21 protein-coding genes are annotated in these 22,233 nt (G+C 58.6%); 19 read left to right on the forward strand and 2 right to left on the reverse strand.

Annotated elements, in window-relative coordinates:
* Nucleotides 1-24 precede the first annotated feature (24 nt).
* The 8 genes from JJ917_01680 (at nt 25) to JJ917_01715 (ending at nt 8,205) form a co-directional block, all read left to right on the forward strand.
* Nucleotides 25-1,290: an ABC transporter substrate-binding protein gene (locus JJ917_01680; GenBank protein MBO6697520.1), complete on the forward strand. Its 1,266-nt coding sequence runs from the start codon at nt 25-27 to the stop codon at nt 1,288-1,290.
* Between the two features lie 72 nt (nt 1,291-1,362).
* Complete coding sequence (locus JJ917_01685) at nt 1,363-2,082, forward strand: ABC transporter ATP-binding protein (protein MBO6697521.1); 720 nt, start codon at nt 1,363-1,365, stop codon at nt 2,080-2,082.
* Nucleotides 2,082-2,789 carry an ABC transporter ATP-binding protein gene (locus tag JJ917_01690; protein MBO6697522.1) on the forward strand — a complete coding sequence of 236 codons (708 nt, stop codon included), beginning with the start codon at nt 2,082-2,084 and terminating at the stop codon, nt 2,787-2,789. Before JJ917_01685 ends, JJ917_01690 begins: the two co-directional genes overlap by 1 nt.
* Nucleotides 2,786-3,649 (forward strand): branched-chain amino acid ABC transporter permease, encoded by an 864-nt coding sequence (locus tag JJ917_01695; protein ID MBO6697523.1) that lies wholly within the window; start codon nt 2,786-2,788, stop codon nt 3,647-3,649. Before JJ917_01690 ends, JJ917_01695 begins: the two co-directional genes overlap by 4 nt.
* A gap of 10 nt (nt 3,650-3,659) precedes the next feature.
* Entirely contained in the window at nt 3,660-4,763 is a 1,104-nt protein-coding gene (locus tag JJ917_01700) for a branched-chain amino acid ABC transporter permease (GenBank protein ID MBO6697524.1), read from the forward strand.
* Nucleotides 4,756-6,516, forward strand: coding sequence for an FAD-dependent monooxygenase (locus JJ917_01705; GenBank protein ID MBO6697525.1), 1,761 nt, complete (start codon nt 4,756-4,758; stop codon nt 6,514-6,516). Before JJ917_01700 ends, JJ917_01705 begins: the two co-directional genes overlap by 8 nt.
* Before the next feature lie 9 nt (nt 6,517-6,525).
* Entirely contained in the window at nt 6,526-7,365 is an 840-nt protein-coding gene (locus tag JJ917_01710) for an intradiol ring-cleavage dioxygenase (GenBank protein ID MBO6697526.1), read from the forward strand.
* A complete protein-coding gene (locus JJ917_01715; protein MBO6697527.1) occupies nt 7,366-8,205 on the forward strand; it encodes a 3-keto-5-aminohexanoate cleavage protein in 840 nt (279 codons plus the stop codon).
* Here the strand turns inward: JJ917_01715 and JJ917_01720 are convergent.
* Entirely contained in the window at nt 8,202-9,008 is an 807-nt protein-coding gene (locus JJ917_01720; protein MBO6697528.1) for a DeoR/GlpR transcriptional regulator, read from the reverse strand. The genes JJ917_01715 and JJ917_01720 overlap by 4 nt on opposite strands.
* A 258-nt stretch (nt 9,009-9,266) precedes the next feature.
* On the opposite strand from JJ917_01720, the gene glpD reads away from it, so the two are divergent.
* From glpD to JJ917_01770, 10 genes are all read left to right on the forward strand, one after another.
* On the forward strand, nt 9,267-10,943 hold the full coding sequence (glpD, locus tag JJ917_01725) for a glycerol-3-phosphate dehydrogenase (protein MBO6697529.1): 1,677 nt from the start codon (nt 9,267-9,269) through the stop codon (nt 10,941-10,943).
* Complete coding sequence (locus JJ917_01730) at nt 10,943-12,031, forward strand: ABC transporter ATP-binding protein (GenBank protein ID MBO6697530.1); 1,089 nt, start codon at nt 10,943-10,945, stop codon at nt 12,029-12,031. The genes glpD and JJ917_01730 overlap by 1 nt, the downstream gene beginning before the upstream one ends.
* 2 nt (nt 12,032-12,033) lie before the next feature.
* Entirely contained in the window at nt 12,034-13,131 is a 1,098-nt protein-coding gene (locus JJ917_01735) for an ABC transporter ATP-binding protein (protein MBO6697531.1), read from the forward strand.
* On the forward strand, nt 13,131-14,003 hold the full coding sequence (locus JJ917_01740) for a sugar ABC transporter permease (protein MBO6697532.1): 873 nt from the start codon (nt 13,131-13,133) through the stop codon (nt 14,001-14,003). The genes JJ917_01735 and JJ917_01740 overlap by 1 nt, the downstream gene beginning before the upstream one ends.
* Nucleotides 14,004-14,026: 23 nt before the next feature.
* Nucleotides 14,027-14,803 carry a carbohydrate ABC transporter permease gene (locus JJ917_01745; GenBank protein ID MBO6697533.1) on the forward strand — a complete coding sequence of 259 codons (777 nt, stop codon included), beginning with the start codon at nt 14,027-14,029 and terminating at the stop codon, nt 14,801-14,803.
* Nucleotides 14,804-14,827: 24 nt separating this feature from the next.
* The gene (locus JJ917_01750) at nt 14,828-15,106 is read left to right on the forward strand and encodes a DUF2160 domain-containing protein (GenBank protein MBO6697534.1); all 279 of its coding nucleotides are present in this window, start codon (nt 14,828-14,830) and stop codon (nt 15,104-15,106) included.
* A gap of 138 nt (nt 15,107-15,244) precedes the next feature.
* Nucleotides 15,245-16,909 carry a carbohydrate ABC transporter substrate-binding protein gene (locus JJ917_01755; GenBank protein ID MBO6697535.1) on the forward strand — a complete coding sequence of 555 codons (1,665 nt, stop codon included), beginning with the start codon at nt 15,245-15,247 and terminating at the stop codon, nt 16,907-16,909.
* A 257-nt stretch (nt 16,910-17,166) separates the two neighbouring features.
* A complete protein-coding gene (locus JJ917_01760; GenBank protein MBO6697536.1) occupies nt 17,167-17,748 on the forward strand; it encodes a GbsR/MarR family transcriptional regulator in 582 nt (193 codons plus the stop codon).
* The gene (locus JJ917_01765; protein MBO6697537.1) at nt 17,748-19,130 is read left to right on the forward strand and encodes a cytochrome ubiquinol oxidase subunit I; all 1,383 of its coding nucleotides are present in this window, start codon (nt 17,748-17,750) and stop codon (nt 19,128-19,130) included. Before JJ917_01760 ends, JJ917_01765 begins: the two co-directional genes overlap by 1 nt.
* A 10-nt stretch (nt 19,131-19,140) precedes the next feature.
* Nucleotides 19,141-20,148: a cytochrome d ubiquinol oxidase subunit II gene (locus JJ917_01770; GenBank protein MBO6697538.1), complete on the forward strand. Its 1,008-nt coding sequence runs from the start codon at nt 19,141-19,143 to the stop codon at nt 20,146-20,148.
* A gap of 25 nt (nt 20,149-20,173) precedes the next feature.
* Here JJ917_01770 and JJ917_01775 read toward each other — a convergent pair whose 3' ends face one another.
* Nucleotides 20,174-21,097 carry a LysR family transcriptional regulator gene (locus tag JJ917_01775; protein ID MBO6697539.1) on the reverse strand — a complete coding sequence of 308 codons (924 nt, stop codon included), beginning with the start codon at nt 21,095-21,097 and terminating at the stop codon, nt 20,174-20,176.
* 110 nt (nt 21,098-21,207) lie between these two features.
* Between JJ917_01775 and JJ917_01780 the strand changes: the two genes are divergently transcribed.
* On the forward strand, nt 21,208-22,230 hold the full coding sequence (locus JJ917_01780; protein MBO6697540.1) for a D-cysteine desulfhydrase: 1,023 nt from the start codon (nt 21,208-21,210) through the stop codon (nt 22,228-22,230).
* Nucleotides 22,231-22,233 lie beyond the last annotated feature (3 nt).

The raw sequence follows: 22,233 nt of genomic DNA on the forward strand, positions 1-22,233 counted from the left end.
AAACTGATCATCTGGGAGGATGACATGATCACACGCCGCACACTTTTGAAGAGCACCGCCGCTGCTGCCGCAGTTAGTGCGTTCCCTATGCCCGCCATCGCGCAAGGCTCGCGCATCAAGCTGGGTTACGTTAGCCCGCAATCGGGGCCGCTGGCAGCCTTCGCTGAGGCTGACAATTTCATCCTCTCCAATTTCGCGCAGTCCGCGGTTGCGGACAATTTCGAGGTGATCGTCAAGGATAGCCAGTCCAACCCCAACCGTGCGGCGGATGTGGCGCAGGAACTCATCATCGATGATGAGGTGGACATGCTTCTGGTGGCGTCGACCCCCGAAACCACGAATCCGGTGGCCACGACAGCCGAGTCGGAAGGCGTGCCGGTGATTTCGACGGTGGCGCCTTGGCAGCCCTGGTTCATCGGCCAGCAGGGCAATCCTGGAAACCCAGAAAGCTGGGAACCGTTCGACTACGCCTACCACTTCTTCTGGGGACTTGAAGATGTCATCTCCGTCTTCACCGCCATGTGGTCGCAGCTTGATACCAACAAGTCGGTCGGCGGCCTCTTCCCCAATGACGGCGACGGCAATGCCTGGGGCGATCCCAATGTCGGCTTCCCGCCGGTGCTGGATGCGCAGGGCTATACGCTGACCGATCCGGGTCGCTACCAGAACCTGACGGACGATTTCTCTGCCCAAATCAATGCCTTCAAGCAGGGCAATGTGGAGATCGTGACCGGCGTGCCGATCCCACCGGATTTCACCACCTTCTGGAACCAGGCCAAGCAGCAGGGCTTCACACCCAAGGCTGCGTCCATCGGTAAGGCGATCCTTTTCCCGCAGGCCGTGGAAGCCTTGGGGGACAGCGGCCACAACCTTTCTTCCGAGGTCTGGTGGTCGCCAAGTCATCCCTTCTCCTCCTCCATCAACGGGTTGACGGCCGGCCAGGTCGCTGAGGCCTACACCGGCGAAACCGGCAAGCAATGGACCCAGCCGATCGGTTTTGTGCACGCCCTGTTTGAGCTGGCTGTCGATGTGATGGGCCGGGTCGACGATAGCAGCGATGGTGACGCCGTCGCTGAAGCGATCGCAGCCTCAAACCTCAACACCATCGTCGGGCCCATTGCGTTCAATGGCGCCGGTTTGCCGCCCTTTGCGGCGCGCAACATTTGCAAAACGCCGCTTGTCGGCGGCCAATGGCGCCTGAATGACGGCGGCGGCTACGACCTCGTCATCGTCGACAACTCTGATCAACCGTCGATCCCGATCGGCGGGACGATGGAAGAGATTTCCTAGGCATTCCAAACGCGTACGGCGCAAGCCTGTGCCGTACGCTCCCCTTTTTTACCAAGCCGCCGGGAGCGAGCCATGAGCATGCTTGCCTTGCAGAATGTGTCGAAAAGCTTTGGTGCTTTGAAAGTGACGGACGATGTCAGTTTCGATGTGCCGGAGGGGCAGGCGCTCGGCATCATCGGTCCGAACGGTGCAGGCAAGTCGACACTCTTCAACCTCATCACGGGCAATCTGCCCGCTGATAAGGGGAGCGTTCATTTCGAAGGGCGCGACGTCACGAAAGTGCCAGCGATGCAACGCTGCATTTCGGGCGTCGGGAGGTCGTTTCAGATCCCGCAACCTTTCACGCATCTCACCGTCTACGAAAACTTGGTGGTGGCGGCGACATTTGGCCGACAGCGAACCGAGAACGAAGTGATGCGCCAGTGCGCTGTGATCTTGGAGCGCACCGAGCTGATCGGCAAAGCCAATCAGACCTCCGGCTCCTTGTCATTGCTGGAACGCAAGCGGCTGGAACTGGCGCGGGCCATGGCGACCCATCCGAAACTTCTGCTGCTTGATGAAATCGCTGGCGGGCTCACCGAAGGCGAATGCCACGCGCTGGTGGAGACCATCAAAGCCATCCATGCAGAAGGCGTCACGATCATTTGGATCGAGCATGTGTTGCATGCGCTCAACTCGGTGGTGGATCGCCTGCTTGTGCTCGATTTCGGCAAGGTGATCGGCGTCGGCGACCCCGAAACGATCATGGAGTCCAAAGAAGTCAAAGAGATCTATTTGGGGATCGAAATCTGATGGCGCTTCTGACGACCAAAAATCTCACCGCCCATTATGGCGATTTCCAAGCGCTGTTTGGCGTGGATATTGACCTCAACGAGGGTGAAACCATTGCCATCATCGGCGCGAATGGTGCCGGCAAAACAACGCTCATGCGGTCCATCGCGGGCGTGCTGATAAATGATCGCGAGACGGTGTCGTTCGATGGAAGCGCCATCGGCAATGCGACCGCAGATGCCATCATGGCGATGGGTGTGGCTATGGTCCCAGAGGGCCGGCGCTTGTTTCCATCTCTGTCGGTGGAAGAGAACCTGCTGATCGGCACGTATGGCCGCAAAACGGGCGGTCACTGGAACCTGGAGACGGTTTACGACCTCTTCCCTATCCTCAAGGAACGCCGCGACAATCCGGGCACAGCCCTTTCTGGCGGCCAGCAACAGATGGTCGCCATTGGCCGGGCGCTGATGAGCAATCCGCGTGTGCTCTTGTGCGATGAAATTTCGCTCGGTCTCGCGCCGGTCGTGATCCGCGACATCTACAAGGCGGTGCCGAAAATCAAGGAAGCGGGCGCCTCTCTCATCGTTGTGGAACAGGACATCGGCCAGGCGATGCAGGTCGCCGACCGCGTTTACTGCATGATGGAAGGCCGCGTGACGCTGTCTGGCACGCCTGATGAACTCTCTCGCGAGGCCATCCACGACGCCTATTTTGGAGCAGCGGCATGATTTGGATCGACACTATCCTCCAAGGCATTCTGCTCGGCGGGCTGTACGCCCTGTTCGCGGCCGGTCTGTCGCTGGTTTTCGGCATCATGCGGCTGGTGAACCTTGCCCATGGCGATCTCATCGTGATGGGGGCTTATCTCATCCTGCTGCTTGTCACGATGACGGGCCTTTCGCCCTTTATCGCGGCGGCGGTGGCGATCCCGTTCATGTTCCTGCTCGGCTACGGCCTGCAGAAATACATGCTCAACCGCGTGTTGGGCGAAGACATCCTGCCGCCCCTGCTGGTGACGTTCGGCCTCTCGGTTGTGCTGCAAAACGCGCTGCTGGAAGGCTTTTCCGCCGACAGCCAACGCTTACCGACCGGCGCCCTGTCCACGGCGTCGGTTGAGGTGGCGGGGATCAATTTAGGCGTTCTGCCATTGCTCACGTTCGGCTCGGCGATTCTGGTGATCGTCGCGCTCAACTGGCTGTTCTATCGCACCGAGCTTGGCCGGGCGTTTCGCGCGACATCCGATGATGCGACCACCGCGAGCCTGATGGGCATCAAGCCGGCCAATATTTTTGCCAAGGCGACCGGCATCGCGATGATCATCGTGACCATCGCCGCGCTCTATCTTGGCATGCGGTCCAACTTCGACCCGAACATTGGTCCGGCCCGCCTCATTTACGCGTTCGAGGCGGTGATCATCGGTGGGCTCGGCTCGCTCTGGGGCACGCTGCTCGGTGGAATCATCATCGGCGTCGCACAGACGGTTGGCGCGGCCATCAATCCCGAATGGCAGATCTTGGCCGGACACGTCGCCTTCCTGGTGGTGCTCTTGATCCGTCCGCGCGGCTTGTTCCCACGGGCTGTGGATTAGGAGCGGGACCATGGATGATCACACAACTCCCTACGCTGTTCACACTGGCACGAAAGTTTCGAAGATCGCAGGTATCCTTGGCCTTTTTCTGATCGTGGTGCTCGTGGCGCTGCCGGCTTTCGCCTCGCGCAGCCTGATCCAAGACATGTTCTTCATCCTCACCATGCTGGTGCTGGCGCAGTTCTGGAACCTGCTTGCAGGCTATGGTGGCCTCGTTTCCATTGGCCAGCAGGCCTTTGTCGGTATCGGCGCCTACGCCATGTTCGGCGTCGTGATTTTGGCAGGGCTCGACCCCATCCCCGCCATCCTGCTTGGTGGCGTCGTGGCGGTGCTTCTTGCCATCCCCACGGCCTTTTTTGCCTTCCGATTACAGGGTGCCTATTTCGCCATCGGCACCTGGGTCATTGCCGAGGTCGTTCGCCTCATAACCTCGCAGTGGCAGGCGATTGGCGGCGGCACGGGCACCTCCCTCCCGCGCTCCGCCACCCGCGAGTTGATGTTCGCCGAAGCCATCGAAAGTCTCTTCGGCGTGCGCAGCGCGGCAGCACGCGACATCCTCTCTTACTGGCTGGCCGTCATCTTGGCCGTGGCCACCATCGGCGGCATCTACTGGCTGCTGCGCACCAAGCGCGGCCTCGCCCTGGCGGCGGTGCGCGACAACATTGAGGCGGCGAAATCGGTCGGCGTCGACGCAGGGCGTATGAAGTGGGTGGTGTTCCTGGTCGCCGCTTTCGGCACGGGCATCGCTGGCGCGCTGATCTATCTGCAAAAGGCGCGCATCTCGCCGGACGCGGCTTTCTCGGTCACCGACTGGACGGCCTACGTCATCTTCATCGTGGTGATCGGGGGCATCGGCACCATCGAGGGTCCGATCGTTGGCGTGCTCGTCTTCTTCATCCTGCAATCGCTGCTCGCCGACTACGGCACCTGGTACCTGATGCTGCTCGGTATCATCGGCATCATTATCATGCTTTTCGCGCCGAAAGGCCTGTGGGGCCTGATCTCCGCGCGCACTGGCGTGGAGCTTTTCCCCGTGCGCCGGCGGCTGACGGGCGGCGCGCTGGACATCCAAAAACCAAAGACAAAACAGACTGAGGAAGCACCTAATGGCTGATATCTCCACAGACGTACTCATCATCGGCACCGGCCCCGCCGGGTCTGCCACGGCGGCGCTTCTTTCCAGCTATGGTATCGAGAACATGGCGGTGAACCGCTACCGTTGGCTTGCCAATACGCCGCGCGCGCACATCACCAACCAGCGCACGATGGAAGTGCTGCGCGACCTTGGCCAGGAGGTTGAGGACGAGGCTTATCTGTTCGCCGCTGAGCAGGAACTGATGGGCGAAAACGTCTTCTGCGAAAGTCTGGCCGGTGAAGAAATCGGCCGCATGAAAAGCTGGGGCAATCACCCCATGTCAAAGGCGGAGCATCTGCTTTCCTCGCCGACTTTTATGAACGATTTGCCGCAAACGATGATGGAGCCGCTGCTCTTCAAGACGGCCTGTTCGCGCGGCACGCAGGCACGCATGTCCACTGAGTACTTGCGCCATGAACAGGATGCCGATGGTGTTACCACCACCTGTTTGGATCGGCTCAGCGGCAAAGAGATCACGATCCGCTCGAGATACTTGATCGGTGCCGATGGCGGCAACTCGAAGGTGGCGGAGCTGGAAAACCTGCCCTTCGAAGGCGAGATGGGTGTCGGCGGCTCAATGAACATCATCTTCAAGGCCGACCTCTCGAAATATGTCGCCCACCGTCCCTCGGTTCTGTATTGGGTGGTTCAGCCGGGCGCCGATGTCGGCGGCATCGGCATGGGGCTGGTGCGTATGGTGCGGCCCTGGAACGAGTGGCTGATCGTTTGGGGTTACGACATCAATCAGCCTGCGCCTGAGGTGACTGATGAGTTTGCCACCAAGGTCGTGCGCGATCTGGTCGGTGATCAGAGCGTTGAGCCGGAAATCACATCGGTTTCGACGTGGACGGTGAACAACAAATACGCCACCAGCATGCAGGCCGGCCGTGTGTTCATCATGGGCGATGCGGCCCACCGTCATCCGCCGTCCAATGGGCTTGGATCCAACACGTCAATCCAGGACTCCTTCAATCTGGCGTGGAAGCTGGCGGCTGTTCTCAAAGGCCAGGCGGGTGAAAGCCTGCTCGACAGCTATTCCGAAGAGCGCGCGCCGGTGGCCAAGCAGATCGTGACCCGTGCCAACCAATCGATCGGCGAATTCGGACCGATTTTTGAGGCGCTTGGTCTAACGGAGTCCACCGACCCGGAGGTGATGCAGGCCAATATGGACAAGCGCTGCGATGCTAATATGGAGGCTGAACAGCAGCGTGCAGCGATCCGCGAGGCCATCGCGTTCAAGAAGTACGAGTTCGACGCCCACGGCGTTGAGATGAACCAGCGCTACAAATCCTCAGCCATCGTGACGGACGGGCAGATGGAGCCTGCGTTTGAGTTGGACGCCGAACTGCATTACCAGCCGACCACCTGGCCTGGTGCACGTATCCCGCATGCTTGGGTCTACGATCATGATGGTGGCAAGCACTCGACGCTCGACCTGGTCGGGCGCGGACAGTTCACGATCCTCACTGGGATCAATGGCGAGGCCTGGGCTGAAGCCGCTGCAAAGGTTGGGGACGCATTGGGCCTCGATATTCGCGCCCATGTGATCGGGCCGCGCCGGGATATCATCGACCATCATGGCGATTGGGCCCGCGCTCGCGAGGTCAATGAGGCGGGCTGCGTGTTGGTGCGCCCCGACCAGCATGTCGCGTGGCGCGCGGAGGATATGGCCGACAATCCGGAAGTTGAGCTCACCCGTGTTCTGACCACCCTGTTGCACCGCGCAAACTAGGAGCTTTCCATGGCCTTGTTCACCGAAGAAACATCAGAAAGCGCCGTTAACAGCCGCATGGGCGAGGACATCAACCCCCGCTTGGCGACGGTGATGGCATCGCTGGTGAAGCATCTGCACGCTTTCGCCAAAGATGTGGAACTGACCCAGGACGAGTGGGGCGTTGCCATCGACTTCCTGACCCGAACGGGCCAGATGTGCGACGAGAACCGCCAGGAGTTCATCCTGCTTAGCGACACGCTCGGCGTCTCGATGTTGGTGGATGCCATCAACCATCGCCGGCCAAGCGGCGCGACCGAAAACACAGTGCTCGGCCCGTTCCATGTGGTCGATGCCCCGCACTATCCAATGGGGCAAAACATATCGCTTGATGGCAAAGGCGAGAGCTGCCTGTTCGAGGGCCGTGTTCTCGACCGGCAAGGCAATGCCATCGCGAACGCAACCATCGATGTCTGGTGCGACAATGCCGATGGGTTCTACGATGTGCAGCAGCCGGACGTTCAGCCGAAGTTCAACAATCGCGGCATCTTCACGACCGGTGCCGATGGTGCTTACAGCTTTCGTGGCATTCGGCCCGTCGCCTATCCGATTCCCGATGACGGCCCGGTGGGGCAGATGCTGGCTGCGCTTGGCCGCCATCCCAACCGGCCGGCGCACATGCATTTCATCGTCAGCGCGCCGGGTTATGAGCGCATCATCACCCACACCTTTGTTGATGGCGATGAGTGGCTGACGTCGGACGCGGTTTTCGGGGTCAAGGCTTCGCTGATTTCGACCATGGAACCGGGCGAGGAGGGTGATACGATGTGGAAATCCTCTTTCGATTTCATCATGGTAGAGCAAGACTAAATGACCGACCCAAAACCCTGCGTTATCTGCGTTGCGATCACCGGATCGTTGCCAACCAAGGCGAACAATCCAGCGGTCCCGATCACCGTTGATGAGCAGGTTGAATCCACACATGAAGCCTTTGAGGTGGGCGCCACCATCTTGCATGCGCATGTTCGCAACGACGATCAAACGCCCTCCAGCGACCCGGAGAAGTTCGCGCGTCTGAAAGAAGGCGTTGAGAAGCACTGCCCCGGCATGATCATCCAGTTTTCGACCGGAGGGCGGTCCGGCGCGGGGCATGAGCGCGGTGGAATGCTGTCGTTAAGACCCGACATGGCGTCGCTCTCGGTCGGGTCCAACAACTTCCCCAATCGGGTCTATGAAAACCCGCCCGATCTCATCGACTGGCTGGCAGGCGAGATGCGAACCTATGAGGTGAAGCCTGAGATCGAGGCGTTCGACCTTTCCCATATTCATCAGGCGGCCAAGATGCATGCCGATGGGCGGATACCCGATACGCCGTACATTCAGTTTGTCATGGGCGTGAAGAACGCGATGCCGGCCGACAAGGACGTGTTCGACTATTATGTCAAAACCGTTGAGCGCTTGGTGCCGGGCGGCGAATGGTGTGCAGCGGGTATCGGGCCAGCACAGATTAAGCTCAATGAATGGGCTGTGGCAGCCGGCGGTCATGCACGGGCCGGTTTGGAAGACAACGTCCGGCTCGACAAAGAGACGCTTGCGCCCTCAAATGCGGCCTTGATCAAACGTGTTGTCGATATTTGCGCTCGTCACGAGCGACCGGTTGCGACACCCAATCAAGCACGCGCTATGCTGGGGCTGCGCCAAGCGGCTTAAGCGACGTCCTGCTCTTTGCTGAAGCCGGCCGCGTCGAAACCATCTCGGCCGACAATCACCTGGGTGCCCCAGTCGCTGCAGGCTTTTGCGAGTTCGCCCGGTATCGGCTCGTCGGTGAAGAAGCATGAGATATCGGCGAGCGAGCCGACGCGTGCCGGTGCCTTGCGCTGGAACTTGATGTGATCAGCGACCAGAAAAACGTCGCGGGCCTGGTTGATGATGCGTTGGGTGACACCGACTTCCTGGATATCGAAATCGAGAATGTCGCCCTCATCATCCAACGCTGAACACCCGATGATGGCGTAGTCGAATTTGAACTGTTCGATCGTGTTGGTGGTCAGATTGCCCACCAGTCCGCCGTCCGACCGGCGCAACGTGCCGCCAGTGACGATCACCTGGCATTCATCGTTCGGGATGAGGATGGCCGCAACGTTCATGTTGTTGGTCACCACAAGCATGTCCCGGTGGGTCAGCAGTTCGCGCGCCACGGCCTCGGTCGTCGTGCCCAGATTGATGAAAACCGAACAATCATCGGGCAGGGCGGCTGCGCAGGCGCGAGCGATCTCCAACTTGCCGTCAAAGTTCAAGTTGCGCCGCTGTTCGTAGGCGATATTGGCCGTTCCAGATGGCAATACCGCGCCGCCATGAACCCGCTCAATCTTGCCAGCCTCGGCCAGTTCAGACAGATCGCGACGGATGGTTTGCAGGGTGACATCGAACCGCTCGGCCAGACCCTCAACGGTGATCTTACCCTCGCGCCGGATGACATCGACGATCTCAACCTGCCTGAATGTCTGGGCCATTTGCGGCTTCTCCATTGCTGATCATGATTTCATCACCTTCGGTTGTTGCCCGCAAGTTGTGCATCAATTGCGCGTTTCTGTTCGGTATTCGAGAATGGGTATCATTCGGATGTTGCGCAGCGTCAAATTCGTTCAAATTTGACGGAATTTCGAATTTACGGAAGCCTTTTCGGAGGAAAAAACATAGATATAACATTGATCTAAGGAAAGCGAAAAAAAACGAAAAAAACTATCTTCCTTTTTCTTGTCTGGCCTGCCATGCTTGGCAAAATTCTGAGGCGGGAGGCTCAGGTGCCGGAAAAACAAGGCACATCGGATATCCACGATCTTTTCGTGATCGGAGGCGGTATCAATGGATGCGGGATCGCACGCGATGCGGCCGGTCGTGGCTTGGACGTTGTCCTGGCTGAGATGGGTGATCTGGCGTCAGCGACGTCCTCGGCTTCCACCAAGCTGTTCCATGGTGGCCTTCGCTATCTTGAATATTTCGAGTTCCGCCTGGTGCGCGAAGCGCTGATCGAGCGCGAGGTGCTGCTGCGCGCCATGCCACATATCAGTTGGCCGATGCGTTTCGTGCTGCCCTATCACAAGGACATGCGCTTTGAGAGCGACACGCCGACCTCGCGGTTGCTGAATGTGTTCATGCCTTGGATGAAAGGGCGGCGGCCCGCTTGGCTCATTCGGCTCGGCCTGTTTCTCTATGATTCCCTTGGTGGGCGGAAGATTCTGCCGGGAACCACCACGCTTGATCTGCGGCGGGCGCCAGAAGGTCGGCCGATCAATGACCGTTTTGAGCGGGCCTACGAATACTCCGATTGCTGGGTGGAGGATTCCCGGCTTGTCGTGCTCAACGCCCGCGACGCGGAAGCGCGGGGCGCCTCAATTATGGTGCGCACCAAAGTGGTTGGTGCTGAACGCCATGCCGATTATTGGGATGTGATGACTGAGGATGTCGCAACCGGTATGCGTCAGAGCTTCAAGGCCCGCATGCTGGTCAATGCTGGCGGACCCTGGGTTGGCGACATCATCCACCAGAAGGTTCGGCTCAATTCATCTGAGGGCGTGCGGCTGGTGCGCGGCAGTCATATCGTGACGCGCAAGCTCTACGATCATGACAAGTGCTACTTCTTTCAGGGCACTGATGGCCGCATCATATTCGCTATTCCCTACGAGCAGGACTTCACGCTGATCGGAACGACCGACGCCGAGCATGAGGATGTATCAATTTCGGCCGAATGCACGCCGGAAGAGCGGGACTATTTGCTGCGATTCGCCAGCCAGTATTTCAAGCAACCGGTGACCGTCGATGATGTGGTTTGGACCTATTCCGGTGTCCGTCCACTCTATGATGATGGGGCGAGTTCTGCGACTGCGGCGACGCGCGATTACACGCTGAAGGTTGATCAGAACGGCGGTGCGCCGATTCTCAATTGCTTTGGCGGGAAGATCACGACCTATCGCCGGTTGGCCGAAAGCGCGCTCGATCTGATTGCTGAACAATTCGATGGTTTGTCGGGTCCCTGGACCGCGGGTGTTGCGCTGCCCGGAGGCCACTTTCCCGTCGATGGGTTCGACACGCTCGTCGACGCTTTGCGCCGTGACCACCCCTATCTTGAGCAGGGCCATGCTCGTCGCTTGGTGCGCGCTTATGGCTCGGAAGCTGCGGCGATGCTGACCGGTGCGACAAGTCACCTAGACCTTGGGGAAGATTTTGGTGCGACGCTCAGTGAGCGCGAGGTGCGATGGCTGATGGATCACGAATATGCCCGCGCAGCTGACGATGTCGTCTGGCGGCGGACGAAACTCGGTTTGAAACTGAAGCCTGAAGAAATTGCAGCGCTTGATACATGGATGAACGACCATCTTGCCGCGCCCGGGGGCGTCGATGGTGGCGAGCCATCCGAAGCACGCAGCGCGCTCGGGGGAGGGCGGTAATGTCATTGAAATTAGAGGGTGTGTCGAAGTCCGTGGGTGGCAAGATGCACATTCACCCAACAGATCTGGAACTGCAGAACGGCACCATGAACGTGCTGCTCGGGCCAACGTTATCCGGCAAGACCACACTGATGCGTCTGATGGCAGGCCTTGATGTGCCTAATTCCGGACGGGTGCTTTGGAACGGTGAGGATGTCACGGGCCAGCGGGTGCAGGACCGCAAGGTCGCCATGGTCTACCAGCAGTTCATCAACTACCCGTCGATGACGGTTTACGACAACATCGCCTCGCCCTTGCGGCTTTTGAATATGGCGAGCAGCGAAATTGACAAGGCGGTTCAAGAAGTCGCCGAGATGATGAAGCTGACGCCGATGCTCCAGCGCAAACCGCTTGAGCTTTCCGGTGGTCAACAACAGCGTTGCGCCCTAGCGCGGGCGCTGGTGAAGAATGCTGGTTTGGTCCTGCTGGATGAGCCGCTCGCAAACCTTGATTACAAGTTGCGTGAAGAATTGCGCATCGAGATTCCGAAAATCTTCGAGCGGTCCGGTGCGATCTTTGTCTACGCGACGACCGAGCCTGAAGAAGCCCTGCTGCTGGGTGGCAACACGGCGGCCATGTGGGAAGGCAGGATCACCCAGTTCGGCCTGACGCCTTCAGTCTACCGCCAACCCAACAACGCGACCACCGCTCGCGTGTTCTCTGACCCGCCGATGAATTTTCTATCGGTCACGAAATCTGGCGACACTCTGTCCTTTGGCGATGGTCAGACGGCTCCGGCGGTCAAACAGCTCTCGGGCGTGTCGGATGGCCAGTATGTGGCAGGCTTCCGGCCTAACCATGTGGAGCTGCATCGCCATGTCGATGGCGCCATGGAGTTCAACACCAAGCTCTCGGTTACCGAGATCACGGGTTCGGAAACTTTTGTGCATCTCGATCATCATGGCGAGCCGTGGGTTGGTCTTATTCACGGGGTCCATGAGTTGGAGTTGGGTCAGGAGTTGAGAGTCTATTTGGACACCGACCACGCTTACATCTTTTCCCAAGATGGCGATCTGATCGCTCCGGCCCCTTATGCGGAGACCGCGTAAGCATGGCCAAGATCACCTTCGAAAATTTGGCGCACTCCTATCTTCCTAACCCCTCGGGAGAAGACGATTACGCACTCAAAGAAATCAACCACGACTGGGCGGACGGCGAAGCCTATGCGCTGCTTGGCTCATCGGGTTGCGGCAAGACCACGTTGCTCAACATCATTTCCGGTCTGTTGCAGCCGAGCCAGGGGCAGATTTTCTTCAATGGCGAAGACGTCACCCATGCGCCAACTGCTGAGCGCAACATCGCCCAGGTTTTTCAGTTCCCTGTCGTCTACGACACCATGAGCGTGCGCGATAATCTGGCCTTTCCGCTGCGCAACCGCGGCGCTGATGCGGCCTATATCAGCCAGCGCGTGCAGACCGTGGCGAAGATGATCGGCATGGAAGACGAGCTTAGCCGCAAGGCCCGTGGCCTGACCGCGGATGCCAAGCAGAAGATCTCGTTGGGGCGCGGCATGGTTCGCGAAGACGTCAACGCGCTCCTGTTCGACGAACCGCTCACTGTGATCGATCCGCATTTGAAGTGGGAGCTTCGCACGCAGCTGAAATCGCTGCACCACGAGTTTGGGCACACGATGATCTATGTGACCCACGACCAGACCGAAGCGCTGACCTTCGCCGACAAGGTGGTGGTGATGTATGACGGCCGCGTGGTCCAGATCGGCACGCCCGAAGAGCTGTTCGAAACGCCTGAACACACATTTGTCGGCTATTTTATCGGCTCGCCTGGCATGAATTTGCTCGACGCGAAGGTTGAGGGCGCAACAGCCCAAGTCGCCGGTGGATCAGTTGATCTTGGCCAGGGCTATGGACCAGCCAGCGGTAAGGTGCAGATCGGTGTACGCCCTGAGTTTGTGCGACTTTCAAGCGGCGGTAACGGCCTCTCGGCGACTATCGAGCGGGTCGAGGACGTTGGTCGCCATAAGATCGTGCGCCTTAGCGTCGCCGACATCGGCTTGAGCGCAATTTTGGCGGAGGGCGAGCCCGTTCCTTCCTCTGACGTCAAAGTCACTTTCGATCCCTCAAAGATCAATGTTTACGCCGATGATTGGCGTGTTGCCCCGCTTGGCGCGGAAAAAGGGGAGGCCGCCTGATGAACAAGACAGACAACCAAAAGGCCTGGTTTCTAGTCTTGCCGATGTTGGTGCTTGTCGCGTTCTCTGCGGTCATCCCGCTGATGACGGTGGTCAATTATTCGGTCCAGGACACATTCGGGAACAATGTATTCTTTCCAGCGGGATTGGATTGGTTCCGCGAGACGCTGCAATCTGATCGTATGTGGGCGTCTTTTGGTCGGCAGCTGATGTTTTCTGGCATCATTTTGCTGATCCAGATTCCGCTTGGGGTCTACATCGCACTCAACATGCCCAAGAAGGGTTTCTGGGTGTCATTCTGCCTGGTCGTGATGTCGCTGCCGCTGCTTATTCCCTGGAACGTGGTCGGCACGATCTGGCAGATTTTTGGCCGCGTCGATATCGGACTGCTCGGCTACACGCTGGAAGCGATTGGCATTGACTACAACTACACTCAGGATGCGTTTGACGCCTGGTTTACGCTGATCCTTATGGATGTCTGGCATTGGACGTCGCTGGTGGCGCTGCTTGCCTATGCCGGTCTGCAGTCAATCCCCGATGCCTATTATCAGGCGGCCAAAATCGATCAGGCCAGCCGTTGGAGTGTGTTTCGCTACATCGAACTGCCCAAAATCATGGGTGTGCTGATGATCGCGATCCTGCTGCGTTTCATGGACAGTTTCATGATCTACACCGAGCCCTTTGTGGTGACCGGTGGTGGGCCTGGTAGCTCGACGAACTTCCTGTCGATCGACCTCGTGAAGATTGCCCTCGGCCAGCTCGATCTGGGTCCGGCAGCCGCCTACTCGATCATGTACTTCCTGGTTATTCTGTTGATTTCATGGGTGTTCTTCACCGTGATGACCAATCTCGACAAGAGGGATGGCGTGTGATGATCAATCGTAAAGTCATCGTGATGGCTCTCTACCTGCTGTTTCTGTTTTTGCCGATCTACTGGCTCATCAATATGAGCCTGAAGACGAACTCAGAGATTTTGGGCGGGCTGACGCTTTTCCCGACCAATCTGACCTTCGCCAATTATGCAACGATCCTCACCGACCCCAGCTGGTATCTAGGCTATGTGAACTCGATCATTTACGTGACGATGAACACGGTCATCAGCCTTGCGGTGGCGCTGCCGGCGGCCTACGCGTTCAGTCGCTACAACTTCCTGGGCGACAAGCACCTGTTCTTCTGGTTGCTCACCAACCGGATGGCGCCGCCGGCGGTTTTTGCGCTGCCATTCTTCCAACTCTACGGCTCGGTTGGCCTCTTCGACACACACATTGCCGTGGCCTTAGCGCACACGCTGTTCAACGTGCCGTTGGCGGTCTGGATTCTGGAAGGCTTCATGCGCGGCGTGCCCAAGGAGATCGACGAGACGGCTTACATTGACGGCTACTCGTTCCCGAAGTTTTTCGTGAAGATTTTCATGCCGCTGATCGCCTCCGGCATCGGGGTGGCCGCCTTCTTTTGCTTCATGTTTTCGTGGGTGGAGTTGCTGCTCTCTCGCACGCTGACGGCCACCGAAGCCAAGCCAATCGCCGCAATCATGACCCGCACCGTCGGCGCGTCGGGCATCGATTGGGGCGTGCTTGCTGCCGCCGGCGTTCTCACCATCGTGCCAGGCGCCTTGGTCATTTATTTCGTGCGCAATTACATCGCCAAGGGCTTTGCCCTCGGGCGTGTTTAGAGCCCGGCAAGGAAGGAGAAAATCATGGACCTTTCCTGGATGGCATGGACCTTCGAGACGGCGATCTTCTTCGGCGTCATCGCGTTCCTGCTGCTCACTTTCACGGTGCTTGCCATCAAGTTCCCGGAGACGCCGCGCGTCGGCGTGCTTCGGATCGAAACGACCCGTGGTGATCGGTTGTTCATCACGCTTCTTGGCTCAGCCTTCATTAATTTGGCCTGGCTGGGCCTAGAGGTCGGACCGCAGCCTTATGCGCTGCTCGTCTGCCTTGCTTACGCCGCTGCGGTTTTCCGCTGGGTGTAACGGGCAATTCCCACGCGGACTGATGCCAACAAGTCGGCCGCACCAAACCAAACTGTTCCAATCCTTTGGGAGGAAACAATGAAGTCAATCCTTAGAACAACCTCGGTGCTTGCACTGACGGCAGGGCTTTTGCCCGTTATGCCGGCGTTTGCCGACATGGATGCCGCCACCGCATTCCTCGACGCGGAAATTGAGCGCTCTGTGCTCAGCCGCGCCGAGCAGGAAGCCGAGATGCAATGGTTCATTGACGCGGCTGAGCCCTATCAAGGGATGGAAATTCGTGTGGTGTCGGAAACGATCACAACGCACGAGTACGAAGCCAATGTGCTGGCACCAGCTTTCACCGCAATCACCGGCATCCAGGTCACCCACGATCTGATCGGTGAGGGTGACGTGGTTGAGCGTCTGCAGACGCAGATGCAAACCGGTGAAAACATCTATGACGCCTATGTGAACGACTCCGATCTCATCGGCACGCACTGGCGTTACCAGCAGGTGCGCAACCTGACCGATTGGATCGCCGGTGAAGGCGCTGATGTGACCAGCCCGACGTTGAACCTTGATGATTTCATCGGTCTGGACTTCACCACCGGTCCTGATGGCAAGCTCTATCAAATGCCGACCCAGCAGTTCGCGAACCTTTATTGGTTCCGTTATGACTGGTTTACCGACGAAAAGAACATGGCCGATTTTGAAGCCGAGTATGGCTATCCGCTTGGCGTGCCGGTGAACTGGACGGCTTATGAGCAGATCGCTGAGTTCTTCACGGGTCGTGATCTGTCCCACATGGGCCATGAGGGCGATGTCTACGGCCACATGGACTATGGCCGTCGTGATCCCTCGCTTGGCTGGCGCTTCACCGATGCGTGGATGTCGATGGCTGGCATGGGAGACGTTGGTGAGCCGAACGGTCTGCCGGTCGATGAGTGGGGCATTCGTGTGAACGAAGATTCCCAGCCTGTAGGTTCCTGTGTTGCCCGTGGCGGCGCCACAAACGGTCCAGCGGCTGTTTACGCCATCGAAAAGTACACCGATTGGCTAACCAGCTACGCTCCCCCGGCTGCTGCTGGCATGAACTTCTCTGAATCCGGTCCGATCCCGTCGCAGGGCGGCATCGCGCAGCAGATGTTCTGGTACACCGCTTTCACCGCCGACATGGTGGGTGAAGGTGCGGCTGCCGTGCTCAACGAAGACGGCTCACCGCGCTGGCGCATGGCCCCAAGCCCACACGGCGCTTACTGGGAAGAAGGCATGAAAATTGGCTACCAGGACGCAGGTTCCTGGACGCTGATGGAGTCGACTCCGGTTGATCGTGCCCAGGCCGCTTGGCTCTACGCACAGTTCGTAACTTCCATGACGGTCGATCTTGAGAAGTCCCATGCTGGTCTGACATTCATCCGTGAATCGACGATCAACCATGAGAGCTTCACCGAGCGCGCACCGAACCTTGGTGGTCTGGTCGAGTTCTACCGCTCGCCAGCTCGCCTGCAGTGGTCGCCAACTGGCACCAACGTTCCTGACTATCCGCGTCTGGCGCAGCTCTGGTGGCAGAACATCGGTGATGCCTCTTCCGGGTCGCTGTCGGCTCAGGAAGCGCTCGACAATCTCTGTGCCGAGCAAGAGCGTGTGCTGGAGCGTCTGGAACGGTCTGGCGTTCAGGGCGACCTTGGTCCGGTCCTCAACGAGGAAATGGACCCAGAATTCTGGCTGAGCCAGCCAGGTTCTCCGAAGGCTGAGCTAGATAACGAAGATGAGCAGCCAATGACCGTCAGCTATGACGAGCTGATCCAGTCCTGGCAGTAAGGTCGGTTCGGAGCTCATCAGTGCTCCGCTGAATTTGCCAACGCTTGAAGAGACCGGGGCCCGCAAGGGTCCCGGTTTTTTGCGTCAATACCCACATGATCCTGGACAGGGTTTGAGTGGTGTAACTGGTTGATAAACCGATCTTTTAGGGATTGGGAACGCCTGCGGCACCTGACCGCAGGTGGCCTTATGGTCCAGGGGAATGTTCGTGCGTATGTAATTTCAGAAATTTCTGAAATGCATAAAGGTCACGAACAATGCGGCTTTCCTCCTTGGAGCAGGAGTTTGTTCTTCATTTCGGCGAAATGGGGTCCCGCTGGGGCATCAACCGGACAGTCGGGCAAATCTACGCGCTACTCTTTCTCTCCGAGCATCCGCTCAACGCTGAGCAGATCGTGGAGAAGCTTGGATTCTCGCGCTCCAACGTCTCGATGGGCCTTAAGGAACTACAAGCCTGGAACCTGGTACGCCTGAAACATCTGCCTGACGACCGGCGCGACTATTTTACCGCGCCCGACGATCTTTGGGAGATCGTGCGCACGCTGGTGGCCGAGCGCAAAAAGCGTGAGATCGACCCGACACTGACCAAGCTGCGCGAGTTGGAGATGCAGGCTCCGGCCAGCGATGCTGACCAACACGCTCACACCAAAATTGCCGAGCTACGCCAGCTGATTGAGCTGCTCACCGGTTGGTATGACGACATGAACCGGCTCGACACCGAACGGCTCGTCCAACTGCTGGCACTCGGCTCCAAGCTGCAGAAATTCGTCACCAAGGCGGAGACGATTGTGCCCTTTGGTCGATCCGCCAAAGACGCTGCCAAGGAGGAACGCTCCTGATGGATACCCTTATTCTCTCGCGTATTCAGTTCGGCGCGAACATCTCCTTCCACATCCTTTTCCCGACCATCACGATTGCGCTTGGCTGGGTGCTGTTGTTCTTCAAACTGCGCTTCAATGCGACCGGCGATGATCGCTGGATGGATGCCTACCGGTTCTTCGTCAAAGTGTTCGCGCTTACGTTCGCGCTTGGCGTGGTGTCGGGCATTACGATGAGCTTCCAGTTTGGCACCAACTGGCCGGGCTTCATGGAAACGGTCGGCAATATTGCCGGGCCGCTGCTCGCCTATGAGGTGCTGACGGCCTTCTTCCTGGAAGCTGTGTTTCTTGGCATCATGCTGTTCGGTTTCAGCCGTGTTCCGGGTTGGCTCCACACGCTGGCCACCTTCCTGGTCGCCTTTGGCACGACCATGAGCGCGTTTTGGATCCTTGTGCTGAACTCCTGGATGCACACGCCGGCAGGCTACGAAATGATTGATGGCGTCGCCCATGCGACCGATTGGTTTGCGATCATCTTCAACCCATCGATGCCTTACCGTCTGGCGCACATGCTGCTCGCCAGTGGATTGACGGTCGCGTTCCTTTTGGCTGGCCTTTCGGCCTTCCGTATCCTGGTCGGCGAGCGCTCAGGTTCGGCGCGGCTTTCGCTGAAAACCGGCGTCTGGTTGGCTGCCGCCCTAATCCCGGTCCAGATTTTCGCTGGCGATCTTCATGGTCTCAACACATTGGAGCACCAGCCGGCCAAAGTCGCGGCCATGGAAGGCAATTGGGAAACCCAAGGCAATGTGCCACTGCTCCTGTTTGCCTTGCCGGATGAAGAGGCCCGCGAGAACCATTTCGAGATCGCCATTCCCAACGGCGCGAGCCTCATCTTGAAACACGAAGCCGATGGCGTCGTTCCAGGTCTCAATAACTTTGTGGCCGAGGATGGAACGATCATGCATCCGCCGGTGAACCCTGTGTTCTGGTCGTTCCGTATTATGGTCGGAACGGGTCTTGCCATGCTGGCTTTATCCTGGACTGCGGCCTTTCTCTTCTGGCGGCGTGGCACAGAGCAGGTGAACCCCTGGCTGTTGCGCGGGTTGGTGGCCATGACCTTTTCTGGCTGGGTGGCGACTCTAGCCGGTTGGTACACGACCGAGATTGGCCGTCAGCCCTGGCTCGTGACCGGTGTTATGCAAACCTATGAGGCAGTCGCGAATGTGCCCGCGCCGATGGTGCTCTCCACGCTACTTGTCTACCTGGCGATCTATGCCGGACTGACGCTCGCCTATGTGGCGGTGCTTTTCTACCTTGCCCGCAGGGCGGCCAAAGGTGATCTGCCCAAGTCGATGACACCTGCGTCAGGTGCGGCAGAAGTCGCGCTGGTTCCGGGGGAGTAGAGTGATGAGTTTGCTGTTCAACGACCCTACAGTCTGGCTGCCGGTGGTGTTTGCCGGGCTGATGGGGGCAACGATCCTGATCTATGTGATCCTGGATGGCTTCGACCTTGGCATCGGCATGTTGACGCCGTTGGTTGGTGAAGCTGACCGCGACAAAATGATCGCATCGATCGGCCCGTTCTGGGATGCCAATGAAACCTGGCTCGTTTTGGCGGTGGGATTGCTGCTTGTGGCCTTTCCCGCTGCTCACGGCACCATTCTCACTGCGCTCTATTTGCCCGTCGGCGTCATGCTTGTTGGTCTCATATTGCGCGGTGTCGCGTTCGAGTTTCGCGTCAAGGCTCCGGCCCCCAACAAACCCTTGTGGGATTGGGCCTTTTTCGGCGGTTCCTTGATGACGGCGTTGTCGCAGGGCTTCATGCTCGGCCTTTACATTATGGGCCTGGAATGGAGCTTCGCCACCATCGCCTTTGCCGGCCTTACCGCGCTCTGCACAGCGGCGGGATACGCCTTTATCGGGGCCTGTTGGCTCATCATCAAAGCCGAAGGTGGCTTACAAGTTCGCGCTGTCCTGTGGGCGAAACGCGGCCTGGCCGGGGTCCTTATCGGCTTTATAGGGATTTCAGCGGCAACGCCGCTGGTCTCGGAGCGGATCTTTGCCAAATGGTTCTCGGTCCCGGAAATCATTTTGCTCGCGCCGCTACCGATCACGGCCGTGTTGGTCACTGGCTTGTTGGCCTGGACCTTGACGCATCTTCCGGATGAAACCGACAGGTTTCGGCATGTGCCGTTCATCGGCGCGAGCATTCTGTTCACACTCGCCTTTTTCGGTCTCGCCTACTCGTTCTACCCCTATGTCGTGCCGGAGCAATTGACGCTTTATGAGGCAGCGAGCGCGCCGGAAAGCCTGATGATCATCCTGGTCGGCGTGATCTTTGTCATGCCGATGATCGCTGCTTACTCGGTTCTGGCCTATGTGGTGTTTCGCGGCAAGGTGCGCGAGCTGCGCTACGACTAGGGCGTGGACAACCGCGAAAACGAGCCTAAGCTGGACGATCTCCAGTCTGGTCCAGCGGGAAGGTTTCAAGCAGCGACCATATGAGGTCCTCGCTTTTGGTCGTCTCATCATTGAGGCGGGCGGCAGTGATGGTCAGTTCGCAGCTTGGCAGGGTTGCGGACAGGTCATGCAAGCTGCCGGTCTCCAGTTCCTTGCGTGCCAGGGACAGCGGGACCCAGGCAACGCCAATCGCTGAAGCCGCGAATTCCAGAGCAGCCAAGGTGAGAGCGGTTTCGACCCGTGGCACCGCGTCGGCAAGGCTTCTCACGCGCGGCAAAATTGTGCGGTCCATGACCTGTCCGAGAAAAACATCGTTTGGGTAGGCGATGATCGGCAACTGGCCTGCGGCAAATCGTTCGTTGAGCAAGCTGTCATCGGTCGCCGAGAAGACCGGCACGAGCCGGTCCGTGCCGACCGTCAGCGTTTGCAAGAACTCCGCTGACTCATCGAGTTCCTGATCCGGCGCCTGATAGAGAAGTGCCAGATCGGCCTGACGGGCGAGCAGCAGGCTGAAACAATCGTCCAAATTGGCTGAGCGAAGGCGAACATAGAGCTCGGCATGACGGCTCTGAAGGACCCTCAGAACGCGCGGTGTAAAAGCGGCGGTGAGGGCGTGCTGGCTGGCAATCACCAACCGATTGCCGGAAAGACGGCTGCTTCGCTGGAGATCGGTTGAAAGTTGCCGCAGGCTGCCGACCAACCGTGCGATCTCGGACTTGTTTTCATCCGTCGTCGGTTTCAGCTGGATCGGTTTCCGGGTTCGATCGAACAGCTCCACGCCCAGATGATCTTCAATTTGCTGGATGCGGCGTGAAAAGGCCGAGGGCGTCAGGTGTCGGCGATCGGCCGCCTCGGTGAATGAGCCGGTATCGGCGACTGCCAAAATATCTTCAAGCCACTCCAAACGCACGATAACCTCCTAAGTTGCAAGATTTGCACTTTAGATCAAAAATTTCGCATTTGCATTGAGGTTTTTGGTCGGCAAGACTGCGATGGTGCAATTTTGACAAAGGACGGACCATGCACCTCGCTCGTTTTTCTCGGCTTAGGCTGGCGCATCTTCCAACTCCTCTGGAACCGATGGCGCGATTAAGCAAGGAGCTTGGAGGCCCGGAGATTTGGATCAAACGTGACGACTGCACAGGCATGTCGACCGGTGGCAACAAGACGCGCAAGCTTGAGTTCCTGATGGCCGAAGCCGAGGCGATGAATGCCGACATCGTCATGACGCAGGGGGCGACCCAGTCAAACCATGCCCGTCAGACAGCGGCGTTCGCGTCCAAGCTTGGCATGAAGTGCCATATCTTGCTGGAGGATCGCACGGGCTACAGCGATCACAATTACAACGATAATGCCAATGTGTTGCTCGACCATTTGCATGGCGCGACGACGGCCAAATATCCCGGTGGCCACGACATGCCCGGTGAGATGGAAAAGGCCGCCGAGGCGGCGCGCGCCGAGGGCAAAAACGTCTATGTGATCCCCGGTGGCGGGTCGAACCCGACTGGCGCGCTCGGCTACGTCAATTGCGCGATGGAGTTGCTCACGCAGGCCAATGAACAGGGCCTTGTGATTGATCATCTGGTGCACGCCACCGGCTCGTCTGGAACACAGGCTGGCTTGATCGTTGGGTTGAAGGCGTTGAACGCTGGGATTCCACTGCTCGGGTTCGGAACCCGCGCGCCGCAGCCCAAACAAGAGCAGATGGTCTACGATCTGGCCTGCAAGACGGCTGAGAAGATGGGTCTACCTGGTGTCGTCGCTCGCGAGGATGTGCGCGCCGATACGAACTATGTCGGCGAAGGCTATGGCCTGCCGCGCGATGACACGTTGGAAGCCATCCGCATGTTTGCTGAACTGGAAGGCATTCTGCTTGATCCGGTCTATTCGGGCAAAGGGGCAGCGGGCCTCATCGATTATGTGCGCAAGGGGCATTTCAAAAAGGGCGAGCGGATCGTGTTCCTGCACACGGGCGGGTCCGCGGCTCTGTTCGGCTATGATGCGTTTTTCGCCGACACTTCGATGGCGCAGGCGGCGGAGTAGGGC

It is taken from the genome of Hyphomicrobiales bacterium, assembly GCA_017642935.1.
In the GTDB taxonomy this organism is placed as follows: domain Bacteria; phylum Pseudomonadota; class Alphaproteobacteria; order Rhizobiales; family MH13; genus MH13.

What these genes read in the sequence shown, in the direction of transcription:
- JJ917_01685 (MBO6697521.1), top strand. Translation starts at nt 1,363, where the DNA reads ATGAGCATGCTTGCCTTGCAGAATGTGTCGAAAAGCTTTGGTGCTTTG.
- JJ917_01780 (MBO6697540.1), top strand. Translation starts at nt 21,208, where the DNA reads ATGCACCTCGCTCGTTTTTCTCGGCTTAGGCTGGCGCATCTTCCAACT.
- JJ917_01750 (MBO6697534.1), top strand. Translation starts at nt 14,828, where the DNA reads ATGGACCTTTCCTGGATGGCATGGACCTTCGAGACGGCGATCTTCTTC.
- JJ917_01680 (MBO6697520.1), top strand. Translation starts at nt 25, where the DNA reads ATGATCACACGCCGCACACTTTTGAAGAGCACCGCCGCTGCTGCCGCA.
- JJ917_01745 (MBO6697533.1), top strand. Translation starts at nt 14,027, where the DNA reads ATGGCTCTCTACCTGCTGTTTCTGTTTTTGCCGATCTACTGGCTCATC.
- JJ917_01695 (MBO6697523.1), top strand. Translation starts at nt 2,786, where the DNA reads ATGATTTGGATCGACACTATCCTCCAAGGCATTCTGCTCGGCGGGCTG.
- JJ917_01690 (MBO6697522.1), top strand. Translation starts at nt 2,082, where the DNA reads ATGGCGCTTCTGACGACCAAAAATCTCACCGCCCATTATGGCGATTTC.
- JJ917_01730 (MBO6697530.1), top strand. Translation starts at nt 10,943, where the DNA reads ATGTCATTGAAATTAGAGGGTGTGTCGAAGTCCGTGGGTGGCAAGATG.
- JJ917_01720 (MBO6697528.1), bottom strand. Translation starts at nt 9,008, where the DNA reads ATGGCCCAGACATTCAGGCAGGTTGAGATCGTCGATGTCATCCGGCGC.
- glpD (MBO6697529.1), top strand. Translation starts at nt 9,267, where the DNA reads ATGCTTGGCAAAATTCTGAGGCGGGAGGCTCAGGTGCCGGAAAAACAA.
- JJ917_01735 (MBO6697531.1), top strand. Translation starts at nt 12,034, where the DNA reads ATGGCCAAGATCACCTTCGAAAATTTGGCGCACTCCTATCTTCCTAAC.
- JJ917_01755 (MBO6697535.1), top strand. Translation starts at nt 15,245, where the DNA reads ATGCCGGCGTTTGCCGACATGGATGCCGCCACCGCATTCCTCGACGCG.
- JJ917_01760 (MBO6697536.1), top strand. Translation starts at nt 17,167, where the DNA reads ATGCGGCTTTCCTCCTTGGAGCAGGAGTTTGTTCTTCATTTCGGCGAA.
- JJ917_01710 (MBO6697526.1), top strand. Translation starts at nt 6,526, where the DNA reads ATGGCCTTGTTCACCGAAGAAACATCAGAAAGCGCCGTTAACAGCCGC.
- JJ917_01715 (MBO6697527.1), top strand. Translation starts at nt 7,366, where the DNA reads ATGACCGACCCAAAACCCTGCGTTATCTGCGTTGCGATCACCGGATCG.
- JJ917_01740 (MBO6697532.1), top strand. Translation starts at nt 13,131, where the DNA reads ATGAACAAGACAGACAACCAAAAGGCCTGGTTTCTAGTCTTGCCGATG.
- JJ917_01705 (MBO6697525.1), top strand. Translation starts at nt 4,756, where the DNA reads ATGGCTGATATCTCCACAGACGTACTCATCATCGGCACCGGCCCCGCC.
- JJ917_01765 (MBO6697537.1), top strand. Translation starts at nt 17,748, where the DNA reads ATGGATACCCTTATTCTCTCGCGTATTCAGTTCGGCGCGAACATCTCC.
- JJ917_01700 (MBO6697524.1), top strand. Translation starts at nt 3,660, where the DNA reads ATGGATGATCACACAACTCCCTACGCTGTTCACACTGGCACGAAAGTT.